Source organism: Neisseria sp. (genome assembly GCF_030523955.1).
Taxonomy (GTDB): domain Bacteria; phylum Pseudomonadota; class Gammaproteobacteria; order Burkholderiales; family Neisseriaceae; genus Neisseria.
Genome location: NZ_JAUNHL010000003.1, coordinates 28769 through 55715 on the forward strand (window position 1 = coordinate 28769; position 26947 = coordinate 55715).

At 52.1% G+C, this 26947-nt stretch carries 23 protein-coding genes; 7 read left to right on the forward strand and 16 right to left on the reverse strand.

Annotated features, from left to right (window positions below; genetic code table 11):
* Window positions 1-66: 66 nt before the first annotated feature.
* Window positions 67-648 carry a methionine biosynthesis protein MetW gene (metW, locus tag Q4C79_RS01275; protein WP_303089224.1) on the reverse strand — a complete coding sequence of 194 codons (582 nt, stop codon included), beginning with the start codon at window positions 646-648 and terminating at the stop codon, window positions 67-69.
* A complete protein-coding gene (locus Q4C79_RS01280; RefSeq protein ID WP_303089225.1) occupies window positions 645-1784 on the reverse strand; it encodes a homoserine O-acetyltransferase in 1140 nt (379 codons plus the stop codon). Before Q4C79_RS01280 ends, metW begins: the two co-directional genes overlap by 4 nt.
* A 113-nt stretch (window positions 1785-1897) precedes the next feature.
* Between Q4C79_RS01280 and Q4C79_RS01285 the strand changes: the two genes are divergently transcribed.
* On the forward strand, window positions 1898-2071 hold the full coding sequence (locus Q4C79_RS01285; protein ID WP_303089226.1) for a hypothetical protein: 174 nt from the start codon (window positions 1898-1900) through the stop codon (window positions 2069-2071).
* A gap of 95 nt (window positions 2072-2166) precedes the next feature.
* Here the strand turns inward: Q4C79_RS01285 and Q4C79_RS01290 are convergent, their stop codons facing one another.
* From Q4C79_RS01290 to Q4C79_RS01300, 3 genes are all read right to left on the reverse strand, one after another.
* Complete coding sequence (locus Q4C79_RS01290) at window positions 2167-2523, reverse strand: STAS/SEC14 domain-containing protein (RefSeq protein WP_303089227.1); 357 nt, start codon at window positions 2521-2523, stop codon at window positions 2167-2169.
* 39 nt (window positions 2524-2562) lie between these two features.
* On the reverse strand, window positions 2563-3423 hold the full coding sequence (locus Q4C79_RS01295; RefSeq protein WP_303089228.1) for a DMT family transporter: 861 nt from the start codon (window positions 3421-3423) through the stop codon (window positions 2563-2565).
* 139 nt (window positions 3424-3562) lie between these two features.
* The gene (locus tag Q4C79_RS01300) at window positions 3563-4186 is read right to left on the reverse strand and encodes a phospholipid-binding protein MlaC (RefSeq protein WP_303089229.1); all 624 of its coding nucleotides are present in this window, start codon (window positions 4184-4186) and stop codon (window positions 3563-3565) included.
* Between the two features lie 227 nt (window positions 4187-4413).
* On the opposite strand from Q4C79_RS01300, the gene Q4C79_RS01305 reads away from it, so the two are divergent.
* From Q4C79_RS01305 to Q4C79_RS01315, 3 genes are all read left to right on the forward strand, one after another.
* Window positions 4414-6042, forward strand: a complete 1629-nt coding sequence (locus Q4C79_RS01305; protein ID WP_303089230.1) for an ABC-F family ATPase — start codon at window positions 4414-4416, stop codon at window positions 6040-6042.
* A gap of 390 nt (window positions 6043-6432) precedes the next feature.
* Complete coding sequence (locus tag Q4C79_RS01310) at window positions 6433-8028, forward strand: aspartate:alanine exchanger family transporter (RefSeq protein ID WP_303089231.1); 1596 nt, start codon at window positions 6433-6435, stop codon at window positions 8026-8028.
* A gap of 389 nt (window positions 8029-8417) precedes the next feature.
* On the forward strand, window positions 8418-9260 hold the full coding sequence (locus tag Q4C79_RS01315) for an intradiol ring-cleavage dioxygenase (RefSeq protein ID WP_303089232.1): 843 nt from the start codon (window positions 8418-8420) through the stop codon (window positions 9258-9260).
* 75 nt (window positions 9261-9335) lie between these two features.
* Here Q4C79_RS01315 and Q4C79_RS01320 read toward each other — a convergent pair whose 3' ends face one another.
* The 4 genes from Q4C79_RS01320 to hda all read right to left on the reverse strand — a co-directional run bounded on the left by Q4C79_RS01320 (window position 9336) and on the right by hda (window position 11579).
* Window positions 9336-9782 (reverse strand): CopD family copper resistance protein, encoded by a 447-nt coding sequence (locus Q4C79_RS01320; RefSeq protein WP_303089263.1) that lies wholly within the window; start codon window positions 9780-9782, stop codon window positions 9336-9338.
* Between the two features lie 127 nt (window positions 9783-9909).
* A complete protein-coding gene (cutA, locus tag Q4C79_RS01325) occupies window positions 9910-10236 on the reverse strand; it encodes a divalent-cation tolerance protein CutA (RefSeq protein ID WP_303089233.1) in 327 nt (108 codons plus the stop codon).
* Window positions 10237-10248: 12 nt separating this feature from the next.
* Window positions 10249-10917 carry an HAD family phosphatase gene (locus Q4C79_RS01330; protein ID WP_303089234.1) on the reverse strand — a complete coding sequence of 223 codons (669 nt, stop codon included), beginning with the start codon at window positions 10915-10917 and terminating at the stop codon, window positions 10249-10251.
* Window positions 10914-11579 (reverse strand): DnaA regulatory inactivator Hda, encoded by a 666-nt coding sequence (gene hda, locus Q4C79_RS01335; protein ID WP_303089235.1) that lies wholly within the window; start codon window positions 11577-11579, stop codon window positions 10914-10916. Before hda ends, Q4C79_RS01330 begins: the two co-directional genes overlap by 4 nt.
* A gap of 222 nt (window positions 11580-11801) precedes the next feature.
* Here hda and Q4C79_RS01340 point away from each other — a divergent pair, with 222 nt between their 5' ends.
* Together Q4C79_RS01340 and Q4C79_RS01345 are read left to right on the forward strand one after the other, a co-directional pair.
* Window positions 11802-12446 carry a DedA family protein gene (locus tag Q4C79_RS01340; protein ID WP_303089236.1) on the forward strand — a complete coding sequence of 215 codons (645 nt, stop codon included), beginning with the start codon at window positions 11802-11804 and terminating at the stop codon, window positions 12444-12446.
* Window positions 12447-12533: 87 nt separating this feature from the next.
* A complete protein-coding gene (locus Q4C79_RS01345; protein WP_303089264.1) occupies window positions 12534-13400 on the forward strand; it encodes an RnfABCDGE type electron transport complex subunit B in 867 nt (288 codons plus the stop codon).
* 589 nt (window positions 13401-13989) lie between these two features.
* Here Q4C79_RS01345 and Q4C79_RS01350 read toward each other — a convergent pair.
* From Q4C79_RS01350 to Q4C79_RS01365, 4 genes are all read right to left on the reverse strand, one after another.
* Window positions 13990-14844, reverse strand: coding sequence for a class I SAM-dependent methyltransferase (locus Q4C79_RS01350; RefSeq protein WP_303089237.1), 855 nt, complete (start codon window positions 14842-14844; stop codon window positions 13990-13992).
* Between the two features lie 327 nt (window positions 14845-15171).
* Complete coding sequence (gene panC, locus Q4C79_RS01355) at window positions 15172-16008, reverse strand: pantoate--beta-alanine ligase (RefSeq protein ID WP_303089238.1); 837 nt, start codon at window positions 16006-16008, stop codon at window positions 15172-15174.
* Between the two features lie 99 nt (window positions 16009-16107).
* Complete coding sequence (panB, locus tag Q4C79_RS01360) at window positions 16108-16896, reverse strand: 3-methyl-2-oxobutanoate hydroxymethyltransferase (RefSeq protein ID WP_303089239.1); 789 nt, start codon at window positions 16894-16896, stop codon at window positions 16108-16110.
* A gap of 229 nt (window positions 16897-17125) precedes the next feature.
* On the reverse strand, window positions 17126-18409 hold the full coding sequence (locus Q4C79_RS01365) for a hemolysin family protein (protein WP_303089240.1): 1284 nt from the start codon (window positions 18407-18409) through the stop codon (window positions 17126-17128).
* On the opposite strand from Q4C79_RS01365, the gene Q4C79_RS01370 reads away from it, so the two are divergent.
* On the forward strand, window positions 18390-18752 hold the full coding sequence (locus Q4C79_RS01370) for a hypothetical protein (RefSeq protein ID WP_303089241.1): 363 nt from the start codon (window positions 18390-18392) through the stop codon (window positions 18750-18752). The genes Q4C79_RS01365 and Q4C79_RS01370 overlap by 20 nt on opposite strands.
* A gap of 239 nt (window positions 18753-18991) precedes the next feature.
* Here the strand turns inward: Q4C79_RS01370 and Q4C79_RS01375 are convergent, their stop codons facing one another.
* The 3 genes from Q4C79_RS01375 to Q4C79_RS01385 form a co-directional block, all read right to left on the reverse strand.
* Entirely contained in the window at window positions 18992-22150 is a 3159-nt protein-coding gene (locus Q4C79_RS01375) for a hypothetical protein (RefSeq protein ID WP_303089242.1), read from the reverse strand.
* Window positions 22151-22396: 246 nt separating this feature from the next.
* Window positions 22397-24652, reverse strand: coding sequence for a DNA internalization-related competence protein ComEC/Rec2 (locus Q4C79_RS01380; protein ID WP_303089243.1), 2256 nt, complete (start codon window positions 24650-24652; stop codon window positions 22397-22399).
* 117 nt (window positions 24653-24769) lie between these two features.
* On the reverse strand, window positions 24770-26821 hold the full coding sequence (locus Q4C79_RS01385) for a site-specific recombinase (protein WP_303089244.1): 2052 nt from the start codon (window positions 26819-26821) through the stop codon (window positions 24770-24772).
* Window positions 26822-26947 lie beyond the last annotated feature (126 nt).

The window sequence follows — 26947 nt, forward strand, 5'->3', positions numbered from 1 at the left end:
TAAGAGAAGTTTAAAAAAAGAAAATGCCTGTCTGAAACAGGCATCTTTACACTTTTTGCCCCACATTCAGCCGATTCGATAAAAGGCCAAACTGCCCAACAAATTGGGTAGCGTGTTCACCCGTTTACCGCCGGTCATCACCGCCCGTTCGAGAATGCGGATACCATTTTTCATACACAGCAATTCGAAGTCGATTAAAGTGCAAAGATGGATATTGGGCGTGTTATACCATTGGTAAGGCATGCGCTCGGATACCGGCATATGGCCGGTCAGCCCCATTTGCACGCGGTTGCGCCAATAACCGAAATTCGGAAAAGAAACAATCGCTTCCTTGGCCACTCGGGTGAGATCGCGCAAGATGTTTTCGGTATTCTGCATCGCTTGCAGGGTTTGGCTCAACACCAGCACATCGAAGCTGTCGGCATCGAAATCTTGCAAGCCCTGTTCCAAATCGGCCTGTATCACGTTGATGCCGCGCTCCATCGAAGCGAGCACGCCTTCGGTATCGATTTCCACGCCGTAACCGCTGCAATTTTTGTTGTACACCAAGGCCGAGAGCAATTCACCCTTGCCGCAGCCCAAATCGAGCACGCGGCTGTTTTCGGGAATCCAGTCGTAAATCAGCTGTAAGTCGTCGCGCAAATTCATGCCTGCAATTCCTTGTGGATATTGTTCATATAAGCCCTCATCGCGCGTACATACGGCTCGTCGGTCATCAGAAACGCATCGTGCCCGTGATGGGATTCGACTTCGATGTATTGTACGTTTTTGCCGGCTTTCACCAAATGCTTCACCAGTGCGCGCGAACGGGTGGGCGCGAAGCGCCAGTCGGTAGAGAAACTAGCAACGAAAAACTTGGCCTTAACCCTTTGCAAAGCCGCCAGCAAATCGTTACCGTATTCGGCTGCCGGGGCAAAATAATCGAGCGCCTTGGTCATGCGTAAATAGGTATTGCCGTCGAAACGTTCGGCGAATTTATCGCCTTGGTAGCGCAGATAAGATTCGATTTCGAATTCGACGTCGTAACCGTATTGGTAACCGTCGGTACGCATGCTGCGGCCGAATTTTTTGCCCAGCCCTTTTTCGGCCAGATAGGTAATGTGCCCCATCATGCGGGCGATGCGCAAGCCGCGACGCGGGATGGTTCGGTAACGGCGGTAGTGGCCGTTATGAAAATCGGGATCGGTGATGATGGCTTGGCGGGCGACATCATTGAAGGCGATGTTTTGTGCCGACAGGCGGGTGGCGGAGGCAATTACCAGAGCGTGGCGCACGCGGTCGGGAAAATCAATCGCCCACTGCAAGGCCTGCATCCCGCCCAAGCTGCCGCCGACAATCGCCGCCCACTGGCCAATACCGAAATAATCGGCCAGCATGGCCTGGCTTTGTACCCAATCTTTAACGGTTACCACCGGGAAATCGGCGCCGTATTCGTCGCCGGTTTCCGGATCAATGCTCAATGGGCCGGTACTGCCGTGGCAACCGCCCAGATTGTTCAAGCCCACTACGAAAAAACGCTTGGTATCGATCGGTTTGCCCGGGCCGACCATGTTGTCCCACCAGCCGGGCGATTTGTCGTGCTCGCTGTGGTAGCCCGCCACGTGGTGGTTGCCGGATAAGGCATGGCAAATCAAAACGGCATTGCTTTTGTCTTCATTCAGCGTGCCGTAGGTTTCCACCATCAGGTCGAAACGGGGCAGCACTTGGCCGTTTTGCAAAGGCAGCGGGGTTTCGAACGGGATTTTTTGCGGGCTGACCAGCCCAATGCTGTCGGCTTCTATCATGGCGCTTCATTCAATAGGCATCGGAGTCGGAAAGCGGTTATTATAGCGGTTTACTCTTTTTTGTACACCGCGGCGCCGTATAGCCAAGCGGTTTCAGACAGGCATCCCAACCGATGATCGGCCGTATCCTCAAAATTTTTCTTGTTATCTTTTTGCTCGGCCTACTGGTGCATCGCCTGCTCGGGCGCCGCCACAAACGTGCCTTACACGAAGTGGTGCAAATCAGCGCGGCAGTGATGCTGGCGGCGGCAGTCTTGGCGCTGGCGGCTTATTTTATCTGGAATTGAGTTTGTCAAACAAAATGCCTGTCTGAAAACTTTTAGCTTCGCAAAACCGCGCAGGCTTGTTTTCAGACAGGCATTTTGTATCAATAAGTTTCGCTTTATTCGCGCTCCAAGCCCTGCAACCAAGCTTGCGCCGAAGCCGCGTCGTCGAAATATTTCGGATGCTGCTGGGTAAGCAGGCTCGAAATATGGGTGCCGAAACGGATCCAAACATCGTCCACCACAATCGCGATCCGGCCGAAATCTTCGTCATGATTGCGCATGAATTTGAGCTGCTCGACAGCCATATCGATGGTGAAATCTTTCAGCATAGACAAATCCAGCAAAAGATCCGGCCGGTGCACACGCTTCACCGCCTGCAAAGCCGCTTCCTCGAACTGGCGGAAATCTTCCAGCGTAAATTCGTTGTACAGCGCCACGTTCAGACCGTAATCCTGTTCTCTGATGGAAATCATTACAATGCCTCCTCGTTTGTGGTTTTATCGTAGTTAACATTAACGTCTCATGGCGCTCAATACGCCGCTGGCTACAATAATACCCATACCCAGCCATTCCTGCCAGCCGATTTTATCGCCGAGGAAAAAAATGCCCGTCAAAGTGGAAAACACCACCGTCAGATAAGCCAATGCGGCAACGGTAAACTTGCGGCCCACCCGGTAAGCGTGCGTCATCGCCAATTGCGCCAGCAGCGAAGTGGCACCGATTCCCAGCAGATAAGGCAAAGATTCAAGCGTCAGCGGATGCCAGCCGGTTACCGTTGCCCACACCGCCGACATCACCATGCCGATCAGCGACAGATAAAACACCACCCGCCAAGAAGGTTCGCCCAACAGCGAGAGTTCGCGCACCTGCAAATAAGCCCAGCCGGCGCATAAACCGCCCATGAGACCGACCAACGCCGCCCACTCCGGCCCTGCCTGAAAAGAAGGCTTCAACAACAACACCACGCCGATAAAACCGGCCGCCAACATCGCCTGGCTGTATCGCGAAATTTTTTCGCGCAACACCACAAAAGACAATACGGCCAGAAAAATCGACGAGGTATAGCTTAAGGTTACGCCGGTGGCCAGCGGCAAATGCATCACCGCATAGAAAATAAAAAACATCCCCAGCGTGCCCGATACGCTGCGGCTAACGTGCGCCTTCCAGTGCGGCGTAGCGAAACGGCGCTTCTGCAAGCCGGCGACTAGGCCCAATACCACGGCGGAAAACGCCATCCGCCAAAACACCACCTCGCCGGTGCCGAAGCCGAATAATTGGTTGGCCTGTTTAACCCAAAGGTTCATCAGGGTAAAAAACGCGGCCACCACCACCATCCAACCCGAGCCCAAACCGGTTTGTTTTCCCTGAACCATAACAGCCTGCCGATATTAAACAAAACCGCGATTATAACGGATTTTGCTCCCTCACCTGATGCGCATAGCCAAAACCAATGCCGCTACCCTAACCGGCAACGGCACTCTATAAGGTCTGTCGACAAACCCTAAACAAAAATTAATTCACCGCATCCACTTTTTTCAAGCCCTTGGCCTTGATGGTGGCGATGGTGCCGTCTATGCCTTTTTGCTTGATTAACTCGTTGAACTGGTTGCGGTATATCGTAACCAAGCTCGCGCCGTCGACCTTGATGTTGTATACCTTGTAAACCGAACCGACTTTATAAAGCTGGTAGGCCACTTCGTATTTCTTACCGCTGCGCGCGCGGATTTCGGTAAACGCATCAACGCGGTTATTGCCGTTATCCACCAATTTGGGCAACAGCGTTACCTGCGAATCGGCCGCACCCATTAAAGCCGAGCGAGCGTACATCGAAATCATCATGTCTTTGAACGCCTCAATAAACTCGGTTTTCTGTTTATCGCTGAACTGGCGCCACGGCATGCCCACCGCCAGCGCGGCGATGCGTTGGTAATCCAGATAGCGGTCGGCATAACCTTCGATCTGGCGGATTTTCTGCTGCTCGTTCAAGCCGGTATTGCGCGCTACTTTCAGCACGGTATCCATATTCTGCTGCAACTGCACTTGCGCCGGATGATTGCTCACCGGAGCGGCCACCGCCGCCTGCGCCACCCATACGGTAGATACTGCCAACCAGGCAGCTATATTTTTATGATTCATTGTTCTCTCTTTCTTAAAAGATGGGAAAAACCATATAAAACATTAAAACGCAATTATCGGTTAGCCGCGATTAATAAAGCGAAAAAAAGCGGTAAGCCTGTCTGAAAAAAGAGCGTTCACCGCCCGCAAACCCTTGTAAAAAAATCAGAATAAAGCGCAAGATGCAGGCGGATATGCTACAATTCTTCGCTTTTACTGTTTCGTTCTGATAGACCAAAGGTTTCACCATGATTTCCACCAACGGCATTACCATGCAGTTCGGCGCCAAGCCACTGTTTGAAAACGTATCCGTCAAATTCGGCGAAGGCAACCGCTACGGCTTAATCGGCGCCAACGGATCGGGCAAATCGACTTTCATGAAAATTCTCGGCGGCGATCTGGAGCCGACCAGCGGCGAGGTGGCGATTGAAAACGGCGTGCGTTTGGGCAAACTGCGCCAAGACCAGTTTGCTTATGAAGACATGCGCGTGCTGGATGTGGTGATGATGGGCCACACCGAAATGTGGGCGGCGATGACCGAGCGCGACGCGATTTACGCCAACCTGGAAGCCACCGAAGACGATTATATGAAAGCGGCCGAATTGGAAGCCAAATTCGCCGAATACGACGGCTACACCGCCGAAGCGCGCGCCGCCGAATTACTAAGCGGCGTGGGCATCGAAGAGACGCTGCACAACGCGCAAATGAGCGAAGTCGCCCCCGGTTTCAAACTGCGCGTGTTGCTCGCGCAGGCGCTGTTTTCCAAACCAGACGTTTTGCTCTTGGACGAGCCGACCAACAACCTCGACATCAACACCATCCGCTGGCTCGAAGGCGTGCTGAACCAGTACGACTCCACCATGATCATCATCTCGCACGACCGCCACTTCTTAAACGAAGTGTGCACCCACATGGCCGACGTGGATTACAACAGCATCACCATCTACCCCGGCAACTACGACGACTACATGCTCGCCTCCGCACAATCGCGCGAACGTGCGTTGAAAGACAACGCCAAGGCCAAAGAAAAACTGCAAGAGTTGCAAGAATTCGTCGCGCGTTTCTCGGCCAACAAATCCAAAGCCCGCCAAGCCACCAGCCGCTTAAAGCAGGCCGACAAAATCAAATCGGAAATGGTGGAAGTCAAGCCCTCTACCCGCCAAAATCCTTATATCCGCTTTGAAACCGACGAAAAATCCAAGCTGAACCGCCAGGCGGTGGAAGTGGAAGGCTTGGCCAAATCGTTTGAAAACAAATTGTTCGAAAAACTGGGCTTTATGCTGGATGCCGGTGAACGGCTGGCCGTTATCGGCCCCAACGGCGCGGGCAAATCCACTCTGTTGAAATTATTAGCCGGCGCGTTTGATCCGGAATATGCGGAAGGTGTTACTCCCGATGCCGGCAGCATCAAATGGGCGGAAAAAGCCAATGTGGGTTACTACCCGCAAGACCATGAAAACGATTTCGACGTAGAAATGAACCTTACCGAATGGATGCGCCAATGGGGCCAGGAAGGCGACGACGAACAGGTTATCCGTGGCACTTTGGGCCGTTTGCTGTTCGGCAGCAACGATGTGGTAAAACAGGTACAGGTGCTCTCCGGCGGCGAAAAAGGCCGCATGCTCTACGGCAAGCTGATTCTGCTGAAACCCAATGTATTGATTATGGACGAGCCGACCAACCACATGGACATGGAAAGCATCGAATCCTTGAACATGGCGTTGGAAAAATACAAGGGTACGCTGATTTTCGTATCGCACGACCGCCAGTTCGTATCTTCGCTGGCCACCCAGATTATCGAATTGGACGGCAAAGGCGGCTACGAACATTATCTGGGCGACTACGAAAGCTATCTGGATAAAAAAGGCCTTGCCTAAAACGAAAAACACCCCAACCGCTTGAAATCATTCAAGCGGTTTTTTATTGGCCATGCCTGTCTGAAAATATTTTTCAGACAGGCATAGACCTTTGCAAAATTCTTTTCGGTACTTTAAACAAAACACATGCGTCATACTCGGGCTTGACCCGAGTATCTGTTCTTTCTTCTTAAACAACCAGATGCTCGGGTCAAGCCCGAGCATGACGAAAAATTGATCAATTCAGGATTAAAACGATTTTTTTGCAAAGCTCTCAGGCATTGCCCGTTTTTCTTGGCCTAACGCAAACATTGCTAAAATGAAATAAAACTACAAATCATTACATCTTTGTTTTGTATTAAAATTTCCGATGCATAATGATTAACCATAATAAATATAAGGAGTCGGAGTATGACGGCGATTGCAGATTTTCTGGCCGCCCAACCCTTGTTGGCACTTTTTATCACCATTGCGCTGGGCTACGGTTTAGGCTCGGTCAGCATCAAAGGCTTTTCGCTCGGATCCGGCGCCGTATTGTTCGTCGGCCTGGCCGTCGGCGCAATCGCCCCAAAGTCTGCGCTTCCCAATACCGTCGGCGCCTTGGGCTTATTATTGTTCCTCTACGGCGTCGGCATTGCGTACGGCGCCCACTTTTTTAAAGGCTTAACCAGCCGCGAAGGCATACGTGCCAATATCGCTTCGGTAATCGGCGTGCTGCTCGCATTACTTACCATGCTGCTGGCCGTGCAATTCATCCCCGGCGTAGCGCTGCCCGAAGCGATGGGCGCATTCGCCGGCGCGGGTACCAGCACTTCAGCCTTGCAAGCGGCGATGGCGGTTACCGGCGACAGTATTCCGGCAACCGGATATTCGGTAGCCTATCCTCTGGGTGTGGCGGTACCGATTTTGATTCTGGGCCTCTACAACGCCTGGTTCAAACCCAAAGTCGCGCCGCAGGAACGGATTTCGCTGCAAATGTATGCCGTTCGTGTGGAAAACAATTATGTAGTCGGCAAAACCCTGTCTGAAATCACCAACTGGCTGCCGCAAGGCGTGGACGCCTCTACCGTTAGCCGCGACGGTCAAACCCACTCGGCCGAAGTGCACGGCGAGCTGGCGCTGGGCGATGTGGTGCTGATTACCGGTGTCGACAGCAGCATCCTGCAGGAAGCGGAAAAAATGCTGGGGGTACGGGTGGGCGACACTTTCCGGCGCAGTCACGGCGAGCTGGATTATCTGCGCCTGTTTGTCTCCAACCCCAAAGTGGCCGGCAAGACCATCCGCGAAGTCAAACAAATGCTGAAATTCGAAACCAGCATCCTGCACCTGCGCCGCAACGATGAAGACATCACCACCAATCTGGACTTACGCCTGGAAATCGGCGACCAGATCGGCCTGCTTGCCGCCATTGAAAACATACGCGACCTGCGCCGCGTGTTCGGCGACTCGGTACGCGCCGGCGGCGAACTGGGCTTTGCTTCCATCGGTGTCGGCGCGGCGCTCGGCCTGGCGGTGGGTGCCATTCCGTTTTACATTCCCGGCCTGGGCCGTTTCACCTTCGGCTTCGCCGGCCTGTTGGTCGTGGCACTGTTTCTCGGCATGCGGCGGCGTACCGGCGGTTTTGTGTGGGCAATGCCGATACAGGCCAATCTGGCCATCCGCAATTTCGGCCTCACCTTGTTTCTGGCACAAGTAGGCATGTCGTCCGGCCAAACTTTTGTCAACACGGTTACCCAAAACGGCTTGATTTACCTGTTGCTGGGCGCGCTGATTGTGGCTGTGCTCACCATTTCCGTACTGATAATGACGGTTTATGTATTTAAAATCCCGTTCGACTTGGCTGCCGGCGTGGTTTCCGGCGCCACCGGCAATCCGGCGATTCTGGCTTTCACCAGCCGTACGGTCGGCACCGACAAACCGGATATCGGCTATGCAATGATTTTCCCCTCGATGACGATATTGAAGATTATCGTGGTACAGGTAGTCGGCGCCATCGGTTTGGGATAAGGCCGAATCCTTAATAGATAAAGTAATGCCTGTCTGAAAATGGTTTTACCCTTTTTGTGCAAAACGAAAATTTTTTCAGACAGGCATCGGCTTTTCTATATAGCAGATTAAATTACTTCGATACAAGGCAGCAAGCCACAGACAGTACAAATAGTACGGCAAGGCGCAGCAACGCCGTAGCGAAAGTTAATTCGCTATAGCGAATCAAATTGCTTTAAGATAAGTCAACAACGATGCCGCAATTGAAAATGCCGCTCCAATCATCCGGCTTTATCACGCTTAACATCCAATCTGAGCAGAACTTATCTCCTTGCCAACCCATCTTAGATTAAGACCATCAATACAAACGGATACACTGCCTCTGCCGTAATTTTCAGGAACAAACCGCCATGAATAAAAACACACCCGCCGATAACCATACTCAACCCGACAGCCGCCGCCGCAACCTGATACTCGGCGGTCTTAGCCTGTTGACCGTTAGCGCCTGTGCACAAAAGCATGTCACCAAAGCCCTAAGCTGCCCGATCATTCCCGAAGAAACCGCAGGCCCCTATCCGGCCGACGGTTCCAATCCGATGGCACAAGGCCGCCCCGACGGTCCGCCGCCCGGAGGCAATCCTCCTCCCGGCGAAATGCCGATGCAATTGAACGCCGGCGGCGAAACGCCCAACTTCCTCGCCCGAAGCGACAAAATGCGCAGCGACCTCACCCGCAGCAGTACGGGAGCCATTGCCGGCGGCATTCCCGTGCGCATCAATTTGCAATTGGTCAATACCGGCGGCTGCACCCCGCTGGCCGGTTACGCCGTCTACATCTGGCACTGCACAGCCGACGGCCGCTATTCCATGTATTCCGACGGCCTGCTGAAAGAAGACTTCCTGCGCGGCGTTCAAAGTGCCGACCAAGCAGGCAACGTACAATTCACCAGCATCTTTCCCGGCTGCTACGCCGGCCGCTGGCCGCACATCCACTTTGAAATCTACCCCAGCGCCGAACAAGCCACCGACTCGGCCTATAAATTGAAAACCTCGCAGCTCGCCCTGCCCGAAGCCGCCTGCCGGCAAGTCTATGCACACAGCGCTTACGGCAGCAGCCTCGCCAACCTCGGCCACATCAGCTTAGACAGCGACAACGTATTCGGCGACGGCTACCAATTGCAAATGGCCGAAGTGAGCGGTGATGAAAAGCAGGGCTATAATATTGATTTAAAAATAGGTTTATCTACTATTTAAACCAACTTGCCCGATACAATAATGCCTGTCTGAAAACATTCGCTTTCAGACAGGCATTGTTATTTCATGTCCCCCCTACCACGACCAATAAAACATCGTTTTGGCCAATAATACAATCAACAACATATGGCAAAATACCGCGCGGTGTATGTATTTCGACCATGCCGCCGTCAGCGTTCCGCGCCGCATCTTGCTCACCGCCACCACAAAATGCAGCAGCACGCTAAACGCCAGCAGCACTTTCAAGCTCAACTGTATCGAAAACGACGAGGCCAGCGGATTACTAAATACCGCCGCATAACGGTGCGCCATCACCAAACCGGATGCGAACAAACCGATTACCACCCAAGGCATCACCCGTACCGCACGGCGCGAAATAGCGCGCTCCACTTCTTTGCGCGCCCCGCCCGACACCTGCTTGCCGTGTATCGCGCTCAACACCAGCATTTCAAAAAATACTCCGCCGACAAAAACAATCGCGCAAAACAGATGAACAATATGGGCAACCGCATAAACCGTCATCGCATCACTCCCGCTAACATACGAATCATTCATTTTACATGATGCTTTAAACCGCATAAATATGCCTGTCTGAAAAACCTTTTACAAAAATTTTTCAGACAGGCATTGCAACAAAATAAACCGAAGCTTACCGGCGCAACAGCGCTTTCGCCCATTCCAGATAGGCTTTATAACCGCCTGCCAAGGGCTGCATAATGATTTGCGGGCAATCGTAGCTGTGCTCCCGGCGGATGGTTTTCTCAACGGCGCGGTAAAGGTGGCGCGAGGTTTTAACGGTTAGCCTCACTTCGTCGTCGCTGCACAACTCTCCTTGCCAGATATATTGGCTGCGGATGTTTTCATACTGTACGCACGCGGCCAAGCCTTGTTGTAACAGCGCTTCGCCGATGCGGCTAGCCTCCGCTTGATCGGCGGCGGTGGTAAAAACCAAACAGGGTTTGTATTTGGCGGCCATAGAAATTCCGCCTTAAATAAAATTCAACACCGGCCAGCCTTTTTCCGAGGCTTCGCGCAACAGAATTTCGTCGGGATTCACCGCCACCGGGTCGCTCACATAACGCAACAGCGGCAAATCATTATGCGAATCGCTGTAAAAATAGCTTTTGCCGTAATCGGCCAGCGTTTCGCCACGCGCGGCCAGCCATTGTTCGAGACGGGTAATCTTGCCTTCTTTCAAGCTCGGTGTGCCGACATAGCGGCCGGTATAACGGCCGTCGGCACCGGTTTCCAGCGAAGTGCCGATCACTTCGGTAATGCCGAACAAATGAGAAATCGGGGTAATGATAAATTCGTTGGTAGACGAAATCACCAACAGCTGATCGCCGGCTTCGCGGTGGCTGTCTACCAGCATTTTAGCCATGCCGGTAATGTGCGGCTGAATGAACTCTTCGGTAAATTCGCGGTGCATTTGTGCCAGCTCTTCTTTGCTGAACCGGCTTAAAGGCTCGAGTTGGAAGGCGAGAAATTCATCGATATCGAGGCAGCCGTTTTTATAATCCTGATAGAATTTGTCGTTGCGCGTGCGCACATATTCGGCGTCCACCACGCCTTTTTTCATCAGATATTGCGGCCAGCTGTTATCCGAATCGGTGTTGATTAAGGTGTTGTCGAGGTCAAAAATGGCTAGATTGGTCATGAATTTTCCTGTTGTTTCAGCAGTTCGCGCACAAGCGGCAAGGTGATGCGCCGCCCGACGGTAAGAGAATAGTGTTCCAGCGTTTCCAGCATCGAGAGCAGGCTGTCGATGTCGCGCCGCCAATGGGTGAGCAGATAAGGAAACACTTCGGGATCAATGCCCAACTGGCGCGCATGCGCCATGCTGGTGAGCGCATCGACCTTTTCCTGATCATTAAGTGGTTTAACATCGTAAACCAAGCAATAGCCCATACGGGTGCGCAAATCTTCCCGTATCGCCAACTGCGGCGGTGGCACATCAGCACTCAAGAGCAGCAACCCGCTGTTTTGATTGCGGTTGCGGTTGAATACGGCAAACAATTCGGCCTGACCTGTTTCGTCGAGCCGGTCAACCTGGTCTACCGCCAAATATTCGGCATCAAACGCCGCTTGCCGCCAGCCTGAAGCCGCATCAAGGTAAACCGCCTCGTGCCCCGCCGCAACCGCTTGACCGACCCAAGCGCGCAGCAAATGGCTTTTACCGGAGCCCTTCTGCCCCCAAACGTACACAAACGGCGCCTGCTGCTGTTGCAAAACATACAGCAGCTCGCCATTGGCATCGCCGAGGAATTTATCAAAACCGGGATAATTCCGGCTGGCAAAATCGAAGGTAAGCTGGGTCACGGCCTTGAAAAAGAATGGGTGGAAATCGGCTTAATTTTACGTGTTTTTCGCGCACAGCGGGAAGAAACTGCGTTTATCGGTTAAAAATTGACCTGCCGCTTTTTTGATATAAAATACTGGGTTATTTCAAAACCGGCCCGAGAGCTGTTTTACACCCTGCTTTTCTACAAAAAATAAACAAAAGCATCAAGAGTTTATCTTCAACCCCAATAAGAGAATATCGTGATTACAGACCTGATTGATTTTATTCTGCACATCGACCAACACCTGCAAACCCTCTCTGCCGAATACGGCGTTTGGATTTATGCCATTTTGTTTTTAATTATTTTCTGCGAAACCGGCCTGGTGGTTACCCCCTTCCTACCCGGCGATTCGCTGCTGTTTGCCGCCGGCGCCATAGCGGCGCTGGGCAATATGAACATCCATTTGATGGTAGTGATTTTATTGGCCGCCGCCATTATCGGCGATGCCGTTAATTTCATGATCGGCAAGTATTTCGGTGAAAAGCTGTTTTCCAATCCCAATTCTAAGATTTTCAAGCAGGAATATCTGGAAAAAACGCATAAGTTTTACGAAAAATACGGCGGCAAAACCATCATCATCGCCCGTTTCGTACCGATTGTACGCACCTTCGCGCCGTTTGTAGCCGGTATGGGCAAAATGCACTACGGCCGTTTTCTGCACTATAACGTCGTCGGCGCGCTGCTGTGGGTGGTCTCGCTCTCTTACGCCGGCTATTTCTTCGGCGACCTGCCGTTTGTGAAAAACAACTTCGGCATGGTGGTGATTGCCATCATCATCATTTCGGTAATGCCGATGGTTTACGAAATCGTCCGCGCGAAAATGGGCCAGAAAGAGAAAGCTTAAGTTTAAATAGTCTTTCATCAAAAATGCCTGTCTGAAAATCCGCATTCAAGGCTTTCAGACAGGCATTCTTTTATCCTCTATAATTCAATTCTTACTTTTGCCTCCCCTTACCCGAATATGAATACTCTGGCCCAACGTATCGACCGGATTTTGCCGCAAACCCAATGCCGCGAATGCGGTTATTCCGGCTGTATGCCCTATGCCGAGGCCTTGGCCGAAGGCAGTGCGGCCGGCAATCTCTGCGCACCCGGCGGCCATGCCGTTGCCGTTGATATTGCCGGATTACTGGGGCGTTCAGTACTTGAACCGGCCAAGACCCAGCAAACCGCTCTGGCCTGGATAGACGAAACGGTTTGCATCGGCTGCACCGCCTGCATCCGCGCCTGCCCGGTTGATGCCATTTTCGGCGCAACCAAGCAGATGCATACCGTAATTGCCGAAGAATGTACCGGTTGCGGCCTGTGTATTCCGCCCTGCCCGGTCGACTGCATCCACATGCAGCCGGTTACAAACGAATTTCTGCCGCAGGCGCACTATCTCTCCGACAACCTCAGCAACGAGCGCTTTGCCGCCGCTGGCCATGCCCGCGTGCGCTACCAGCGGCGTACCCAACGCTTGGAACAGGCCGAAGCAGCCAAACAAGCGCAATTCAAAGCGCGCGCCGCCGCTATCGAACGCAAAGCCGAACCTGCTGCTACTGCGGCCACCCTCAACCCGGCCGCCCTAATCGCACAAGCCATGTCCCGTGCACAAGCCATGCACACCCAACGTACCGTACCGGCCAACCGCGAAGATTATCGCGAGCAACAAGTCAAAGCCGCCCAAGCCAAAGCTGCCTACCGCCGCGCACAGCGCGATTTAAAATACGGCAACGAAGCCGAACAAGCCGCCGCACTAGAATTTTTGCGTGCCTACAAAGCCGCGCAGGAAGAGCAGAACGGTTCCGAAGGCTAAAAAACAACCCTTATGGCGAATTCGCACATTTTCGATACAAGACAGCAAACCGCAGACAGTACACATGTATGAAACCGATTCTGTTGCCGCTTTAGCGGCTGACAAAATTCTTCTCTTCGAGCTAAGGCGCAGCAACGCCGCAGCGAAAGTTAGAGACCTTTGCAAAATTCTTTTTGATACCTGAAAACACTGGCGTCATGCTCGGGCTTGACCCGAGCATTTATAGCAGATTAACTTAACTTTCGCTACGGCGTTGCTGCGCCTTGCCGTACTACTTGTACTGTCTGCGGCTTGCTGCCTTGTATCGAAGTAATTAAATCTGCTATATTTGTTTGAGAAGAAAAAGCAGATACTCGGGTCGAGCCCGAGTATGACGAGATATCAATAAATTCAGGATTAACAAATTTTTTGCAAAGGTCTCAGTTAATTAAATCCGCTATAAAAAAATGCCTGTCTGAAAAAGCTTGCGCGTTATGGCCAAGCTAAAATTTTCAGACAGGCATTTGTCATCAAGGGTTATTTTCTGAGGTAACTTATTTTTGGCATCAAGCAATACCATAGCCGGAGATTAAGTTAATCCGACATGCTTCTAAACCTTTGCCCATAAAACCTCAGCGCCGCTGGCCGGGCTCAAACGATCGCCTCGATTGGCAAAATAGCGTTCGTCCAAATCTTGCGCACTAATCGTCTGTACTGCTTCAAAACCTGCCGCTGCGGCCAACAAACCCATATCTTCAGCCGAAAAGAAGCAAGGTTCCGGCATACCGTAATGACGCGCTCCTTTGCCGAAAACTTTCCATACCGCCTTATCGGCCGGCATTACCGACTCCAACGGCAACAAATAAGACAGCAGCAGTTGCGAACCTTTGGCTAAACCGGCAATCTGTTTTAGCAACATACTTATCGCCTGTTGTCCAAGAAACAAACCCAACCCCAACACCGCCACCACCGCCGGTTTTTTTTCATCGAATCCGGCTTTTAATAAAGGTGCCAGCCACTCTCCCCGTTCGGCATCAGCGGTTACAAAATGCAGCCCTTCCGTTTTTTCCGCACCGATGGCCTGCAAACGCTGCTGCTTCCAAGTTTGTACGCCGGCTTCGTCCACTTCGAATATCTGTAAATCTTTCATTTCCGCCGAACGGCGTTGGGCGAAAGTATCCAAACCCGCCCCGATCAATACATATTGATACACACCCTGCCGATAATTTTCTTCCACCACCTCTTCGGCCAAACGGCTCTGCGCCACCACCGAAGCGCGTACGCGCCGCGTAAAATGCAAGCCCATATCCGGCCGCTGGCGCCATTGACCTTCCGGCGCTACCAATTTCAAACCGATGTTATCAGTCAAAATATGGGGCGGTGCGTCGGCCAACACATGCATGGCCCTCCATAACGCGGTTCTGACGGCAAAGTGATCGGGTTGAATATTTTTATCCGGCTGCATCTTGTTTTCTCCTTACTCAGTTTTCCGGCCTCGGCAAACCGTTGCCTTTCAGCCGCCAGATTGTTTTATTTTTACCTTTCTTACGAAGCAATCTGGTTGATTCTTCTCTGTTCGAGTTTTTATTCTTTTCAACTATAAATATAAAATACCCGCCCGCAACAGACAATAGCCGCACTTCATTTTGATTGATTTTTAAAGGCATATATTCACATCAAATCACTCAAAATATAATTCATTGTAGTCATGATATTTCAACATAAAACATAAGGCGGGAAATCCTGTTCCCCGCCCTAGGTTTTCAATCCGGATCAGAATTCTCCAAGCCGGTTAATCGATAAACACTTCGATATTATCAATCAGGCGCGTACTGCCCAATCTTGCGGCCGCCACGATCACCACATGTTTGTCGCCCGCATGCGCCACCTGCAGGTTGCCGGCATGGCGCACTTCCACATAATCCACTTGCCAACCGCCCCCCTGCAAATTCGCTGTCGCTTGGCTTTCCAGCTCGGCATAATTCACATTGCCCCCGGCAATCGCTTGAGCCATTTGCGAGAGTTCGCGGTACAAACGCGGTGCTTCGGCGCGCTCGGCTTCGCTTAAATACTGGTTGCGGCTGGATAAAGCCAGCCCGTCTGCCGCGCGGCCGGTATCCACCGGAATAATCTGAATATTCATATTCAAATCGTCCACCATGCCCTGAATGATGGTGAGCTGCTGATAATCTTTTTTACCGAAACAGGCCACATCTGCCTCGACGATATTGAATAATTTGGTCACCACAGTGGCCACGCCGCGGAAATGACCGGGGCGGTAAGCACCGCACAATTCGTTTTGCAAATGAGGCGGCTCGACATTGTATTGCTGCTGTACGCGCGGATAGAGTTCTTTCTCATCGGGCGCGAACACCACCGCCACGCCCTCGCCTTCGAGCTTGTCGGCATCTTGCTGAAGGGTGCGCGGATATTTATCAAAATCCTCGCCCTGCCCGAATTGCAGGCGGTTGACGAAAATACTCACCACCACCGCATCGGCATGCCGTTTCGCTTCGCGCACCAAGGCCAGATGGCCTTCGTGCAGATTGCCCATGGTCGGCACAAAAGCCACCCGGCCGGCAGTTTTGCGCCATTCGCGCAATTGGGCAATGCCATGAATAATTTGCATCGCTTGCTTATCCTTTTCAAGTTTCAAAGAGTATGCCTGTCTGAAAAGACAGGATATGTTTTTCAGACAGGCATGTTTCGGTCTGAGATCAAACCGGTATTAAAACGTATGTTCCGCCGCCGGAAAAGTTTTCCCTTTCACCGCTTCTACATAAGCTTTTACGGCCTCTTGGATGCTGGATTGGCCGGCCATAAAATTCTTCACGAAACGCGCGGTTTTGCCCGGGAAAATCCCCAGCATATCGTGCATTACCAACACTTGGCCGTCGCAATCCGCACCTGCGCCGATGCCGATGGTGGGGCAGGCAACGCTTTCGGTTACCTGTTTGCCCAATTGCGCCGGTACGCATTCCATTAAAATCATTGCCGCGCCCGCGTTATCGTGCGCCTTGGCATCGTTCAGCAGCGCCTGTGCCGCCACATCGCCCTTGCCCTGCACCCGGTAGCCGCCGAAAGCATTTACCGACTGCGGGGTCAGCCCGATGTGGGCACATACCGGAATACCGCGCATTTGCAGAAATTCGGTGGTTTCCGCCATCCACACGCCGCCTTCCAGTTTCACCATGTGCGCACCCGCCGCCATCAATTGGGCCGAAGCGGCAAACGCCTGCTCTTTGCTTGCCTGATACGCGCCGAACGGCAAATCGGCCAGAATCATCGCCCCGCTGTTGCCGCGCGCCACCGCCGAAGTGTGGTAGCACATTTCCTGCAAACTCACCGGCAGCGTCGAATCATGCCCCTGTACCACCATGCCGAGCGAATCGCCCACCAGCAGCACATCCACGCCCGCACTGTTCATCAGGGCGGCAAAACTGGCCTCATAACACGTAAGCATCGCGATTTTCTCGCCCTGTGCTTTCATTTTTTGCAAGGTGTTGACGGTAATCATAAAGTCTCTGATTCAATTATTATCAAACTATAAAAACAGCCGCCATGATAAGCCCTTTGCACAGAATAGCAATACCCGGCAGCAGAAAAAGGCGAATGCCTGTCTGAAAACTGTTTTTGGTTTCTTTCGATATCCGCTGATGCAGGCCGATATGAGGGCTGATATTGCGCATCACAAGCGGTCGGAAACTTTTCAGACAGGCATTCGAGCCAAGCAGCGCCCAAGAGGTTTAATCCTGCTTTTGCAAAGACACCAGCAATTGGTCGATTTTGAAGTTTTCGGTATCGATCACTTCGAATTTATAGCGGCCGTACACCACATAATCGGTGCGTTTGGGTACTTTGCGCAGGGAGTACATCATAAAACCGGCAATGGTTTCGTAATTTTCAGAATGGGGAAATTCTTCGATATCCAACGCGCGCATCACATCTTCGAGCGGGGTGGCACCGTCTACCAGCCAGGTATCTTCCGAACGGCGGATGATTTGGGACTCTTCCTCGGTGTTCACCAATTCGCCCATCACGATGCTCATCACGTCTTTCAAGGTAACCAGGCCGACCACTAAGGCGTATTCGTTAACAATCACCGCAAAATCTTCGCCCGAGGTTTTGAAGGTTTCCAACACGTCGAACAAAGAGAGCGTATCGGGAATAAACAGCGCTTTGCGCAGCACGCGTTTGTCGGTCAGCCGAACGTTTTCTTCTTTTAAAAACAAGGTAAGCAGTGCATGCGATTCGATGTAGCCGATAACGTGTTCCAAGTCACCGTCGCACACCAGAAACTTGCTGTGCGGATTGGCCGCCATCGTTTCCAGTACTTGCTCGCCGGTATCGTGTTTGTCGAAATAAACGATGGATTCTCGGCTGTTCATGGTGGAGGTAACGGTGCGCTCCTGCATTTCAAACACGTTTTCAATCAGATAGTGTTCCTGCTTTTTCAGCACGCCGGCCTGTGCGCCGGCATCCATCACCGCATAAATGTCTTCGGAAGTGAGCTGCTCTTGGCGCACAGTGGAAATATTGAGCATCTTGAACAGCAAGCGCGCCAAGCCGTCGAATATCCATACGAAAGGTTTGAGCAGAAAAATCAGCAACAACATCGGACGCACCACCCGTACGGCAACTTTTTCCGGGTTACCCATGGCAAATTGTTTGGGCATCAAGTCGGCAAACAGAATAAAGCTGCCGGTAAGCAGAGAGAAAGAAAGCAGCGATGCGACGGTGGCGGCCCACGGCATACCGGCAAGCAGTTCATCCAGATAAGGGCGTACGGCGGCTTCGCCGACGATACCGGCCAGAATCGCTACGGTATTGAGGCCGATTTGCACCACGGTGATGAAGCTGCCGGGCTGCTCCTGCATCTTGAGTACGTCAAGCGCGCGGGTGTCGCCTTCTTTGCCCATCAGCTGCAATTTGATTTTGCGCGAGGAGGCCAGCGCGATTTCGGCGCTGGAAACGAAGGCGCTGATAAGAATCAGCAGCAGGATAATCAGGATGGCGGCGGCGATATTCATAAAAAATTTTTCTTTAAAAACGGGCTATTATAACATTTCCCCTTTCGAGACAACAATTTTGCCGGCAACTTTCAATATGCCTGAGACCTTTGCAAAAAACTTTTTAATCCTGAATTTATTGATATCTCGTTATACTCGGGCTTACCCCGAGTATCGGCTTTTTCTTTCAAAACAAAAAGATGCTCGGGTCAAGCCCGAGCATGACACATTTTTTAAGATGCCGAAACGGCTTGCAAATTCCATAGGCAAATCTGCCGTTAAAAGCTTTTTAAACACAAATGCCTGTCTGAAAAAAAGTTTTCAGACAGGCATAGGCTTTGGCCTTTGCAAAAAGCCGTTTTAATCCTGAGTTGATTAATATTTTGTCATACTCGGGCTTGACCCGAGTATCTGTTATTTCTTCTTAAAAACCAGATGCTCAGGTCAAGCCCGAGCATGACGCATTTTTTAAGATGCCGAAACGGCTTGCAAAATTTCATATGGCAAATCTGCCGTAAAAGCTTTTTAAACACAAATGCCTGTCTGAAAAAAGTTTTCAGACAGGCATTTTATTCAAACTGGCGGCTTGCCGCCTGTAAAACGTTAGACCAAGCTGATCAGATTGGCGGCATTAATCTGTTCGTCCAACGACACGCCGGCGAAGGTAACGGCGGCGGCGCTGCCCGAACCGTCGGCATCATAAGCCAGACTTTGTTCGCTGCTGTTGTAAATCAGGCGGGTATCGGCGTTGATTTGGTCGTCGCCGAAAGCCAGAAAGCCGCTGAGATTGAGATCGGCTTCGTCGAACAGCAGGCTGCTGAGTACGATTTTGTCGCTGCCGTAGCTGAAATCGGTAATGGTATCGGTACCGCCGCCGAGCAAGTCGTCGAACACGAAATAATCGGCGCCGGCGCCGCCGGTTAAGGTGTCGTTACCCAGACCGCCTTTGAGCCAATTGCTGCCGCCGTTGCCGCTGATGAGGTTGTCGCCATCGTTGCCCGTACCGCGGATATTGGCAGAACCGAGCAACATCAGGTTTTCCAAATTGGCGGCCAAAGTGTAATCCACGCTGCTGTATACGGTGTCGCTACCTTCGCCGGCTTGTTCGGTTACGCTATCGCCGCTGCTGTCTACATAATAAATATCGTTGCCCTGCCCGCCGCTCATATTGTCATCGCCGGCGCCGCCAATCAGGCTGTCGTTACCCAAACCGCCGGCGATGGTGTCGGTACCTTCACCGCCTTCGATTTGGTTGTCGGCATCGTTACCGGTGAGGTTGTCGTTATGGGCGGAACCGATCAGGTTTTCAATCTGGGTACCGTAGCCGATAAACGATTGTCCGGTGGCATATACCGCTTGTTGGGTACCGGTTACGTAGTTGGCGGAATTGGTGGCGGTATTCCAACCGTCGATAATGGTACTGTCGGCGGAAACGCCGAGCAGTGTGGCGTAATCAACGGTTTCGGTACCGGTGGCGGCCAGATACTGGCTTTTTTCGCCGATGTAGTTCCAAGAACCGGGCGTGAGGTTAACGGTAACGCCCGCTTCGGCGGAAGCGGCGTCGAAGGTATCGACACCCGCGCCGTCCCATATATAAATACTGCCGTCGGATGTGCCGCGGTTGAAGGCATTGAATGTATAAACGTCGTTGCCGCTGCGTTGCGAAGTGTTCACGCCATAGTTGTAATGCAGGGCGGCAAGGTCGAACACGCGCAAGTCGTCGGTTTTGGCCAAATCATCGAAGTTGTACGACATCAGCGTAAATTCGGTACTGTTTTCCTGCTCGGAAAGCGTTTCGCTGTTGTTGTCGCCTACCTCGAACGGGTGTTCGAAGCCCAAGCTGTGCAGGGTTTCGTGCAATACGGTCATCGGGCCGTCGCCTTGGCTGAAGGCATCGTCGGCGCTGTAGAGAGTAGATGAAAAATGTACGTCGCCGCCGGTGTAGGCGTAGCCGTAAGAATCATCCAGGCCTACGGTACTCAAATCATCCAGATAAAATACCAAATCCGCGCTATCGGCATTTTCGGCTTCGGTAAAGGTGATGTTGGCGTATTGCGTAAGCTTCGATAATAAAGCTTTGATATCGCTCATCTGCTGGCTGCTGAAAGCCAGGCTGTTGCCCAAAGCCGCACCACTCTGGCGGTCGATGCCGCTGCCGCCGTCAAAAGCATAGCTAATGTTCAACGCACTGCCGACACCGGCCCATTTGCTGCTCTCGCCAAGATAACCTTGTGCGGTGGCGGCGTTATTCAGTGCGTTAATAAAATACGGCAGCTCGCTTTGTGCACTGATATTGCCGTTGCCGCCCTCGGGTGATGCGGCAACCGCGTAAGCTTCACTGCTTTGTGCAACGGTATTGCCGCTGCTGTCGAGCAGGCGTGCTTCAATCTGTTTATCGCTGTCGGTGCTTAAATCGGCTGTGCTGACCGCTGCGCTGAAATGACCGTCCTCCGCCACCGTAGCGGTATAGGTTTGATTATTGACGATTAATTCAACCGTATCACCGGTTTCTGCACCGCTGATGCTGCCGCCGATAACGGTGGTATCGCTGAAGGTGTCGGATACGGTGTAGCTACCCGAACTGCCGGAAATAACGGCACCATCGATATTATCTTGCAGACTGACCTCGATGGCTGAAGTGTCGGCGGTAGGCAGGCCTTGGTTCAGTAGGTAGGTATCGGCAAGTGCAGTACCTTCCAGCGAATCTACCGGGCTTTCAACAAATGCAATGCCTATGCTGCTACCGGCCGCTGCCGCCAAATCAGCCGCTTGCGCTTGAAAGCGGTAAGTCAAACTATCGGCGTCAACATCAGCCAGATAAGTTTTGTCGCCGATGGTAATTTGCAATTGGCTGATCCAACCTTGCGACAGATAGTTTTGTAAAGTGCTGTCACCGGCAGACAAACTGCCGCTGAGCGTAACCAACCCGTCGCTATTGCTCAGTACTTTGTCGCTACCCAAGCCTTCATTAAGCTCGATGGTAGCGCTACGGGCACTTAAACCGGCCGATGCGATTTCATCTGTTGAACTTGAAGCGGTATCGGCGGCATTGTCGTTTGCCGTGGTTTCCGAAGCGGTCGCTGCTGGAGTTTGCGCTGCGGTAGTTACTGTTGTTTCGTTTGTTGTTGCCGATGTGTCGGTTTCGGATACCGTCGTATTTTCCGTTTCCGCCGTATTGCTTGCAGTATCGGTGGTTTCGGCGGCAACGGTACTGGTATCGCTATCATCTGTTGCAGATTCAGTAGCTGCGGTGTTTTCAGTTTCCGTATTGCTTACGGCCTCTGTATTTGTCGCTGTTGTACCCGTATTGCCGGTGTCTGCATTGCTTAGTGTGGCGGTGCTATCGGTTGTATTGGCATCATCGTCATCGTCTTTGAATGCCGTTGCGCCCAAAATACCGGCAGCCAATAAAGTACCGCCTGCTAACCACCAAGCGGCTTGAGTTCCGGAAGAGGGATTTTCTGCACCCACATCGGCGGCAAGCAAAGCCGTATCAGAAGCCGTTTCGGCAGTTTCTGCTCCGGTAGCGGCATATTGGCGATAGGGATCCGCATACGCCGTCCACATGATTTCTTCAGTATTCAGGGGAATGTTTTGAATGGCGGCAAAACCGGTATCTGCATGTTCGCCGACATAGACATAGTCTTGATTGAGATATTCATTAGCGACAACACCGTCTGCTGCCGTTTCCTGATCAAGAGCAGTATCTGTTTGAGCAGTTGAATATTCGCGAGGATTAAATGAAACATCCTTTTGCATCATCAGCATTTCTCCATAAACGAGATTTATCAGGCATTTAGCCATCATAAACTATTGAAAATAGAGAGTACTCAAACAGCAAAAGGTTGCACAGGGGAATATAGTCACTTGTAAAATAAAAACTTTATTTTTAGTTTTTACAAAAATTAATATTAGAAAATATAAATAAACAAATTGTTTCTTTATGAAGCTATTGTATATTTATTTTTCATAAATTCTGTTGATTAATAAAAGCAGGAGCGTGATGGCTCATTGCTGGAAATCCAAATCAAAAGGCTTCTTATGCCAATAGGCCTGTCTGAAAACCAATGGTGTGATTTTCGGTTGCGACCCACTGCCCAGTTCGACGCGCCAAGCTCCCTGGTAATCGGTTCTCAACAATTCGATGCCCCGCAGTTTCAAGCGAATTTGCGTTTCTTCGGCCGGATGACGGTAGTGGTTGGCAAAACCGCTGGAAGCAATCGCCCAACGTGGCGATACCGCATCCAAAAACATGCCCGAAGAAGACGAAGCGCTGCCATGGTGCCCCAACACCAGCACCTGGCTGTATAAGCCGCTGCCGTACCGGCTTGCCAATGACTCTTCACCGGCCAATCCCAAATCGCCGGTTATCAACAAAGCCTGGCCATTGGCAACCACCCGCAAAATACAACTTTGGTCATTATCTGCTTTGAAAGTTCCTGCAGGGCGCAGAAACTCGAAATGCACACCATCCCATTGCCAGCGGATACCGTCGCTGCACAAGCGGGCGCCGGGGTAAAATTCGGGCTGCCCCGCCCAAACGCTATCCGCTTGAAAACGTTGGGCTACTGCCTCGAAACCGCCGTCGTGATCGTTATCATGATGAGACAACACCAACGCATCCAACCGCCGCCAGCCTTGGGCATGTAAATTCGGAATCAGATTCATCTGTGCCATTTCGGCGGTAGCCGTATCGAACAACAGCACATGGTTTTGAGTTTCCACGCTCACCGCCAAACCTTGCCCGATATCCCATACCGTTGCGCGCACTTCGCCCGGCAAAGGCTTAGGCGGCCGGTACAACATAAATCCCGCCAATATCAGCCAAGCTAACGGTTTCAAAGCCAACCCGCGCGGCAACAAGATGATGAATACCGATACGACTGCCAGCAGCCATAAAGGCCAAGGAGCCGCCGTTACGCCCCATTCCGGCGCATAAGGCGCCAGCCAATACAATATATCCATGGTGTATTGGGCCAGCTGCGCGGCCAGCCATTGCAAAGGATAAAACGGCAAAAAAGAAGCCAACAGCGCCAGAGGCGTGAGTACCCAAGAAAACCAAGGAATCGCCAAAGCATTGACCAAAGGGCTGAGCAAAGGAACAGCAGAAAAGCGCTCTCCCACCAATACGATGGTCATCAAGGTTGCCGCCCACTGCGCACGCACGGCGATTTTCCAAGCGCGCTCCTGCAAACGCCAAGAACCCGCCCACAACAAGGCGGCCACCAATCCGAATGACAGCCAAGTGCCGACGCCCAATGCCGAGGGCGGATAAACCGTTAACACCACGGCCAACGCCAACCACCAAGCCAGCCAAGCCGATTGCGCACCGCGCCGCCACCAAAACCAAGCCAGTACCGCCAGCATCCATAAAGAGCGCAAAGCGGGTACCGGAAATCCTGCCAACGCGGTATAGGCAAAAGCACCGAGCAAGCCGGATAACAACACCACACTGCGCGGGCGCGAAGGCAGCCATGGCGATACACGCAATAACCGGTTCGCAATCCACGCCGCCATCAGCGCGACCATACTGATGTGCAAACCGGAAATGCTCACCAAATGATTCAGCCCCAAAGGCCGGAATGCCTGCCACGCCGTTTGCGGCAACGCATTTTGTTCGCCCAAGCCCAACGCCCGCATCAATGCCGCGCCCTCGTCTGCCCCGTCTATCCGCTGCCAATTCGCACTTAAGTTTTGCCGAAGCAGCAACCAACCGTCCCGCCAGTCCGCTTGTGTCAACAGCCGCCTTTCCTTGCCAAGGGTACCCGAACCGTCCAACCCGGCGGCCAGTGCCCATGCTTCACGGTCAAAACCGGCGCCGTTCAATTCGCCCAGAGGCGCACGAACCCGTGCCATTACTTGCCAACGGCTGCCGGCCGGCCATTCGCGCAGCTGGTAATCAGAAAGCTGCAAACGATAAGAGCGGCCGCTGCTGTCGCTTGCTTCAGCGATAAAGCGTACCCGCCGCTCATCGCGTTGCGGTAAATCGGTCACCCGTATTTGCAAGTCCGACGATTGAACCGTTTCCTTCAACGGCCATTGTGCCGCCAGCTCCCTTTCGGTATTCCATACGCCCCACGCCGCGCCGGCAAGTGCAATCAAGAGCAGTAAAGCCGCGCGGTAGCGCATGGCAACCGCCGCCAGCAACAACGCCGCAACTGCCCATAGCTGCCAAGAAGCTTGCGCAGGTAAATAAAACGACAACACCAGCCCGCATACCCAAGCGCCCAAGCCGTGAATCAGCCGCATTTTCCCCTGTTTCATCTTATTTTCTTGCCAATTTAAAATATCACTTAAATTATAGTGACAAATAACAATGCCTGTCTGAAAAATCCGCATCCGTAATTTTTCAGACAGGCATTGGTTGACGGTAAGGTATGTTTATTCCGCCGTATCCTTATTTTTGCTTTCCGCTTTTTCCGGCTGCCGTTGCTCCTTAATAATCTGGCCGGCCGCCTGCACCGGAAACAGCAGGCTCATCGGATTGGCAACCATTTGCTGCCAAATGCTTTTGGCCAGTTTACCCAAACTGCCGATGTGCGTATCGCGCGAACGCAGTGCAATCCATAAAGTCAAAGCAAAGCTCACCCACAAGTTGACGATGCCGATCAACAGAACGCCGCCCAGATAAATCATAAATATCCAAGGGGACATCTCCTCCACCGCCGCCGCATAGGCGATATTGGCCGAAGAAAAAGCCACATGGCGGATATCGAGCGGCAGCCCTAGCAGATAACCGACATAACTGGTACTGCCGAGCATCACGCCGAAAATAAAATTACCCATCAGGGCGCCATAATTCTGATGCAGATAATCGGCCACTTTGCCGCGCAAACCGGCCGGCAACAGCCTCACCATCAAGGGGTGCTCTCGCAAGCGTTCCCGCATATTCAGATAATTGGCCCGGTTGTCGAAGAAGCCGGAAATGATTCCGGCGCAAAACAACCACACCCCGGCAATCGCCGCGTAAATCAGCGTCGGCTGACTGAAAGGCAGCACCGATAAAAACTGCTTATCGGTGACCTCTTGCGATAAAATCGGCAAACCGGTGTACCAGTCGTGCACAAAGGTAATCAGCGTAGCCAGCAAAATCGCCACGCTCATATTTCCGAACACGGCAATGGCCTGCGAACGGATTAAATCCACGCTGATTTTGGCCAATTTCTGGTCTATCGTTCTATCGTCGCTACTGCGTTCGATCTGCTGCGCAATATTGGAGGCGGTCATGGCCGGCTGCTTGGTGGCCACCGTACCGTGAACCATATGAATCAAAGCAAAACCGATGCCGTAATCCAAACTGGATAAAACCGCATACTGCAGTTTGCTCAACCCCATCATACCCAACTTGAGTTTCAGCAAGGCCATCAAGGCAATCAACACCCCGCCGAGAGCCGCCGAGCGTAACATTGCAAAATAGTCGCTGCGGTTGGTGGTGATGTATTTTTCGCCGCGGCCGCTGGTGTTCTGGCTGATACTGCGCGCCAACATTTTCACACTGCGTTTCCACAATAGCGAAATACTGCGCGATTCACCGGCCGAGCCGGCAAAATGATGCAGCAAATCCAAAGTATGGCTGATTTGCACGGCTTCGCTCTCGGCGGTTTGAATCGCCAATAAAACTTTCAAACGGTCCAGCGTTTGCTCCAAACGTTCCAACAAATGCGCTACCGATAATGAAGAGCCGGTACCCGCCCCCGCACCGCGCTTGCGCAAACGATCAATCTGCGCCTCCGATTGGTCCAACATCACCTGCAAATGGGCATCGTCGAAACGTTCCGGATTTCCGCTACGCAGATGCTCCAGCAAGCGGAACACTTCGCGGCTCAACGCAAGAAAAGGCGAATCCACTTCCAGCAGTTTCGGATCGATACGAATAAGGTTGGGATCTAATTCTTCGGCGGCAATCCAAATCGCCAGCATTTCGATGGCGTGCAGCTGATCGTGCAACCATTTGCGGTGTATGGTTTGCGCGGTATTGGCCGGCAGGCCGGCAATCAGCAATTGGTAAAACCGCTGCCATTGGATGCCCGGAATGGTTTGCAACCAAACGCGGTCTTGCTGCCGGTAAAACAGCCTCAAAAAGACGTCGCGCAGGTTTTTCTGATCGCGCGGCGGCGGATTGAACCGGTCATACAAACGCTTGCCCGCCTCGCGGCCGAAGCCTTCGCGCGAAAAAATACCCAGCGTCACCAACGCAGGATAAATATGCAATACGGCCAACCAGCCAAACAGCTGCCGCCCCATTTCGCGCGCCAGTTCAGGATGGTTATGCAGCGTTTGCAACAATTCTTCCGTTCTGGCTGCCGCATGCTTCGTGCCGCCGCGGCGCAACCACTCGACCAAACTGTTCAGCGTGGCTATCGGATCGCCGCTGTCGCACAGCTTTTTCAACCAACTGTAAAGATCTTTTTTTGGAAGTCGGATTTTAATCATCGGTTTGTGTTTGAGAAGGTATCGGTACGGATAATAGCAAAATTTATCCCATAGAAAAGTTTTTCCTGCAATTATTTGTAATATTGTTTCAAACAATGCCTGTCTGAAAAAACAGAACGGTCAGTA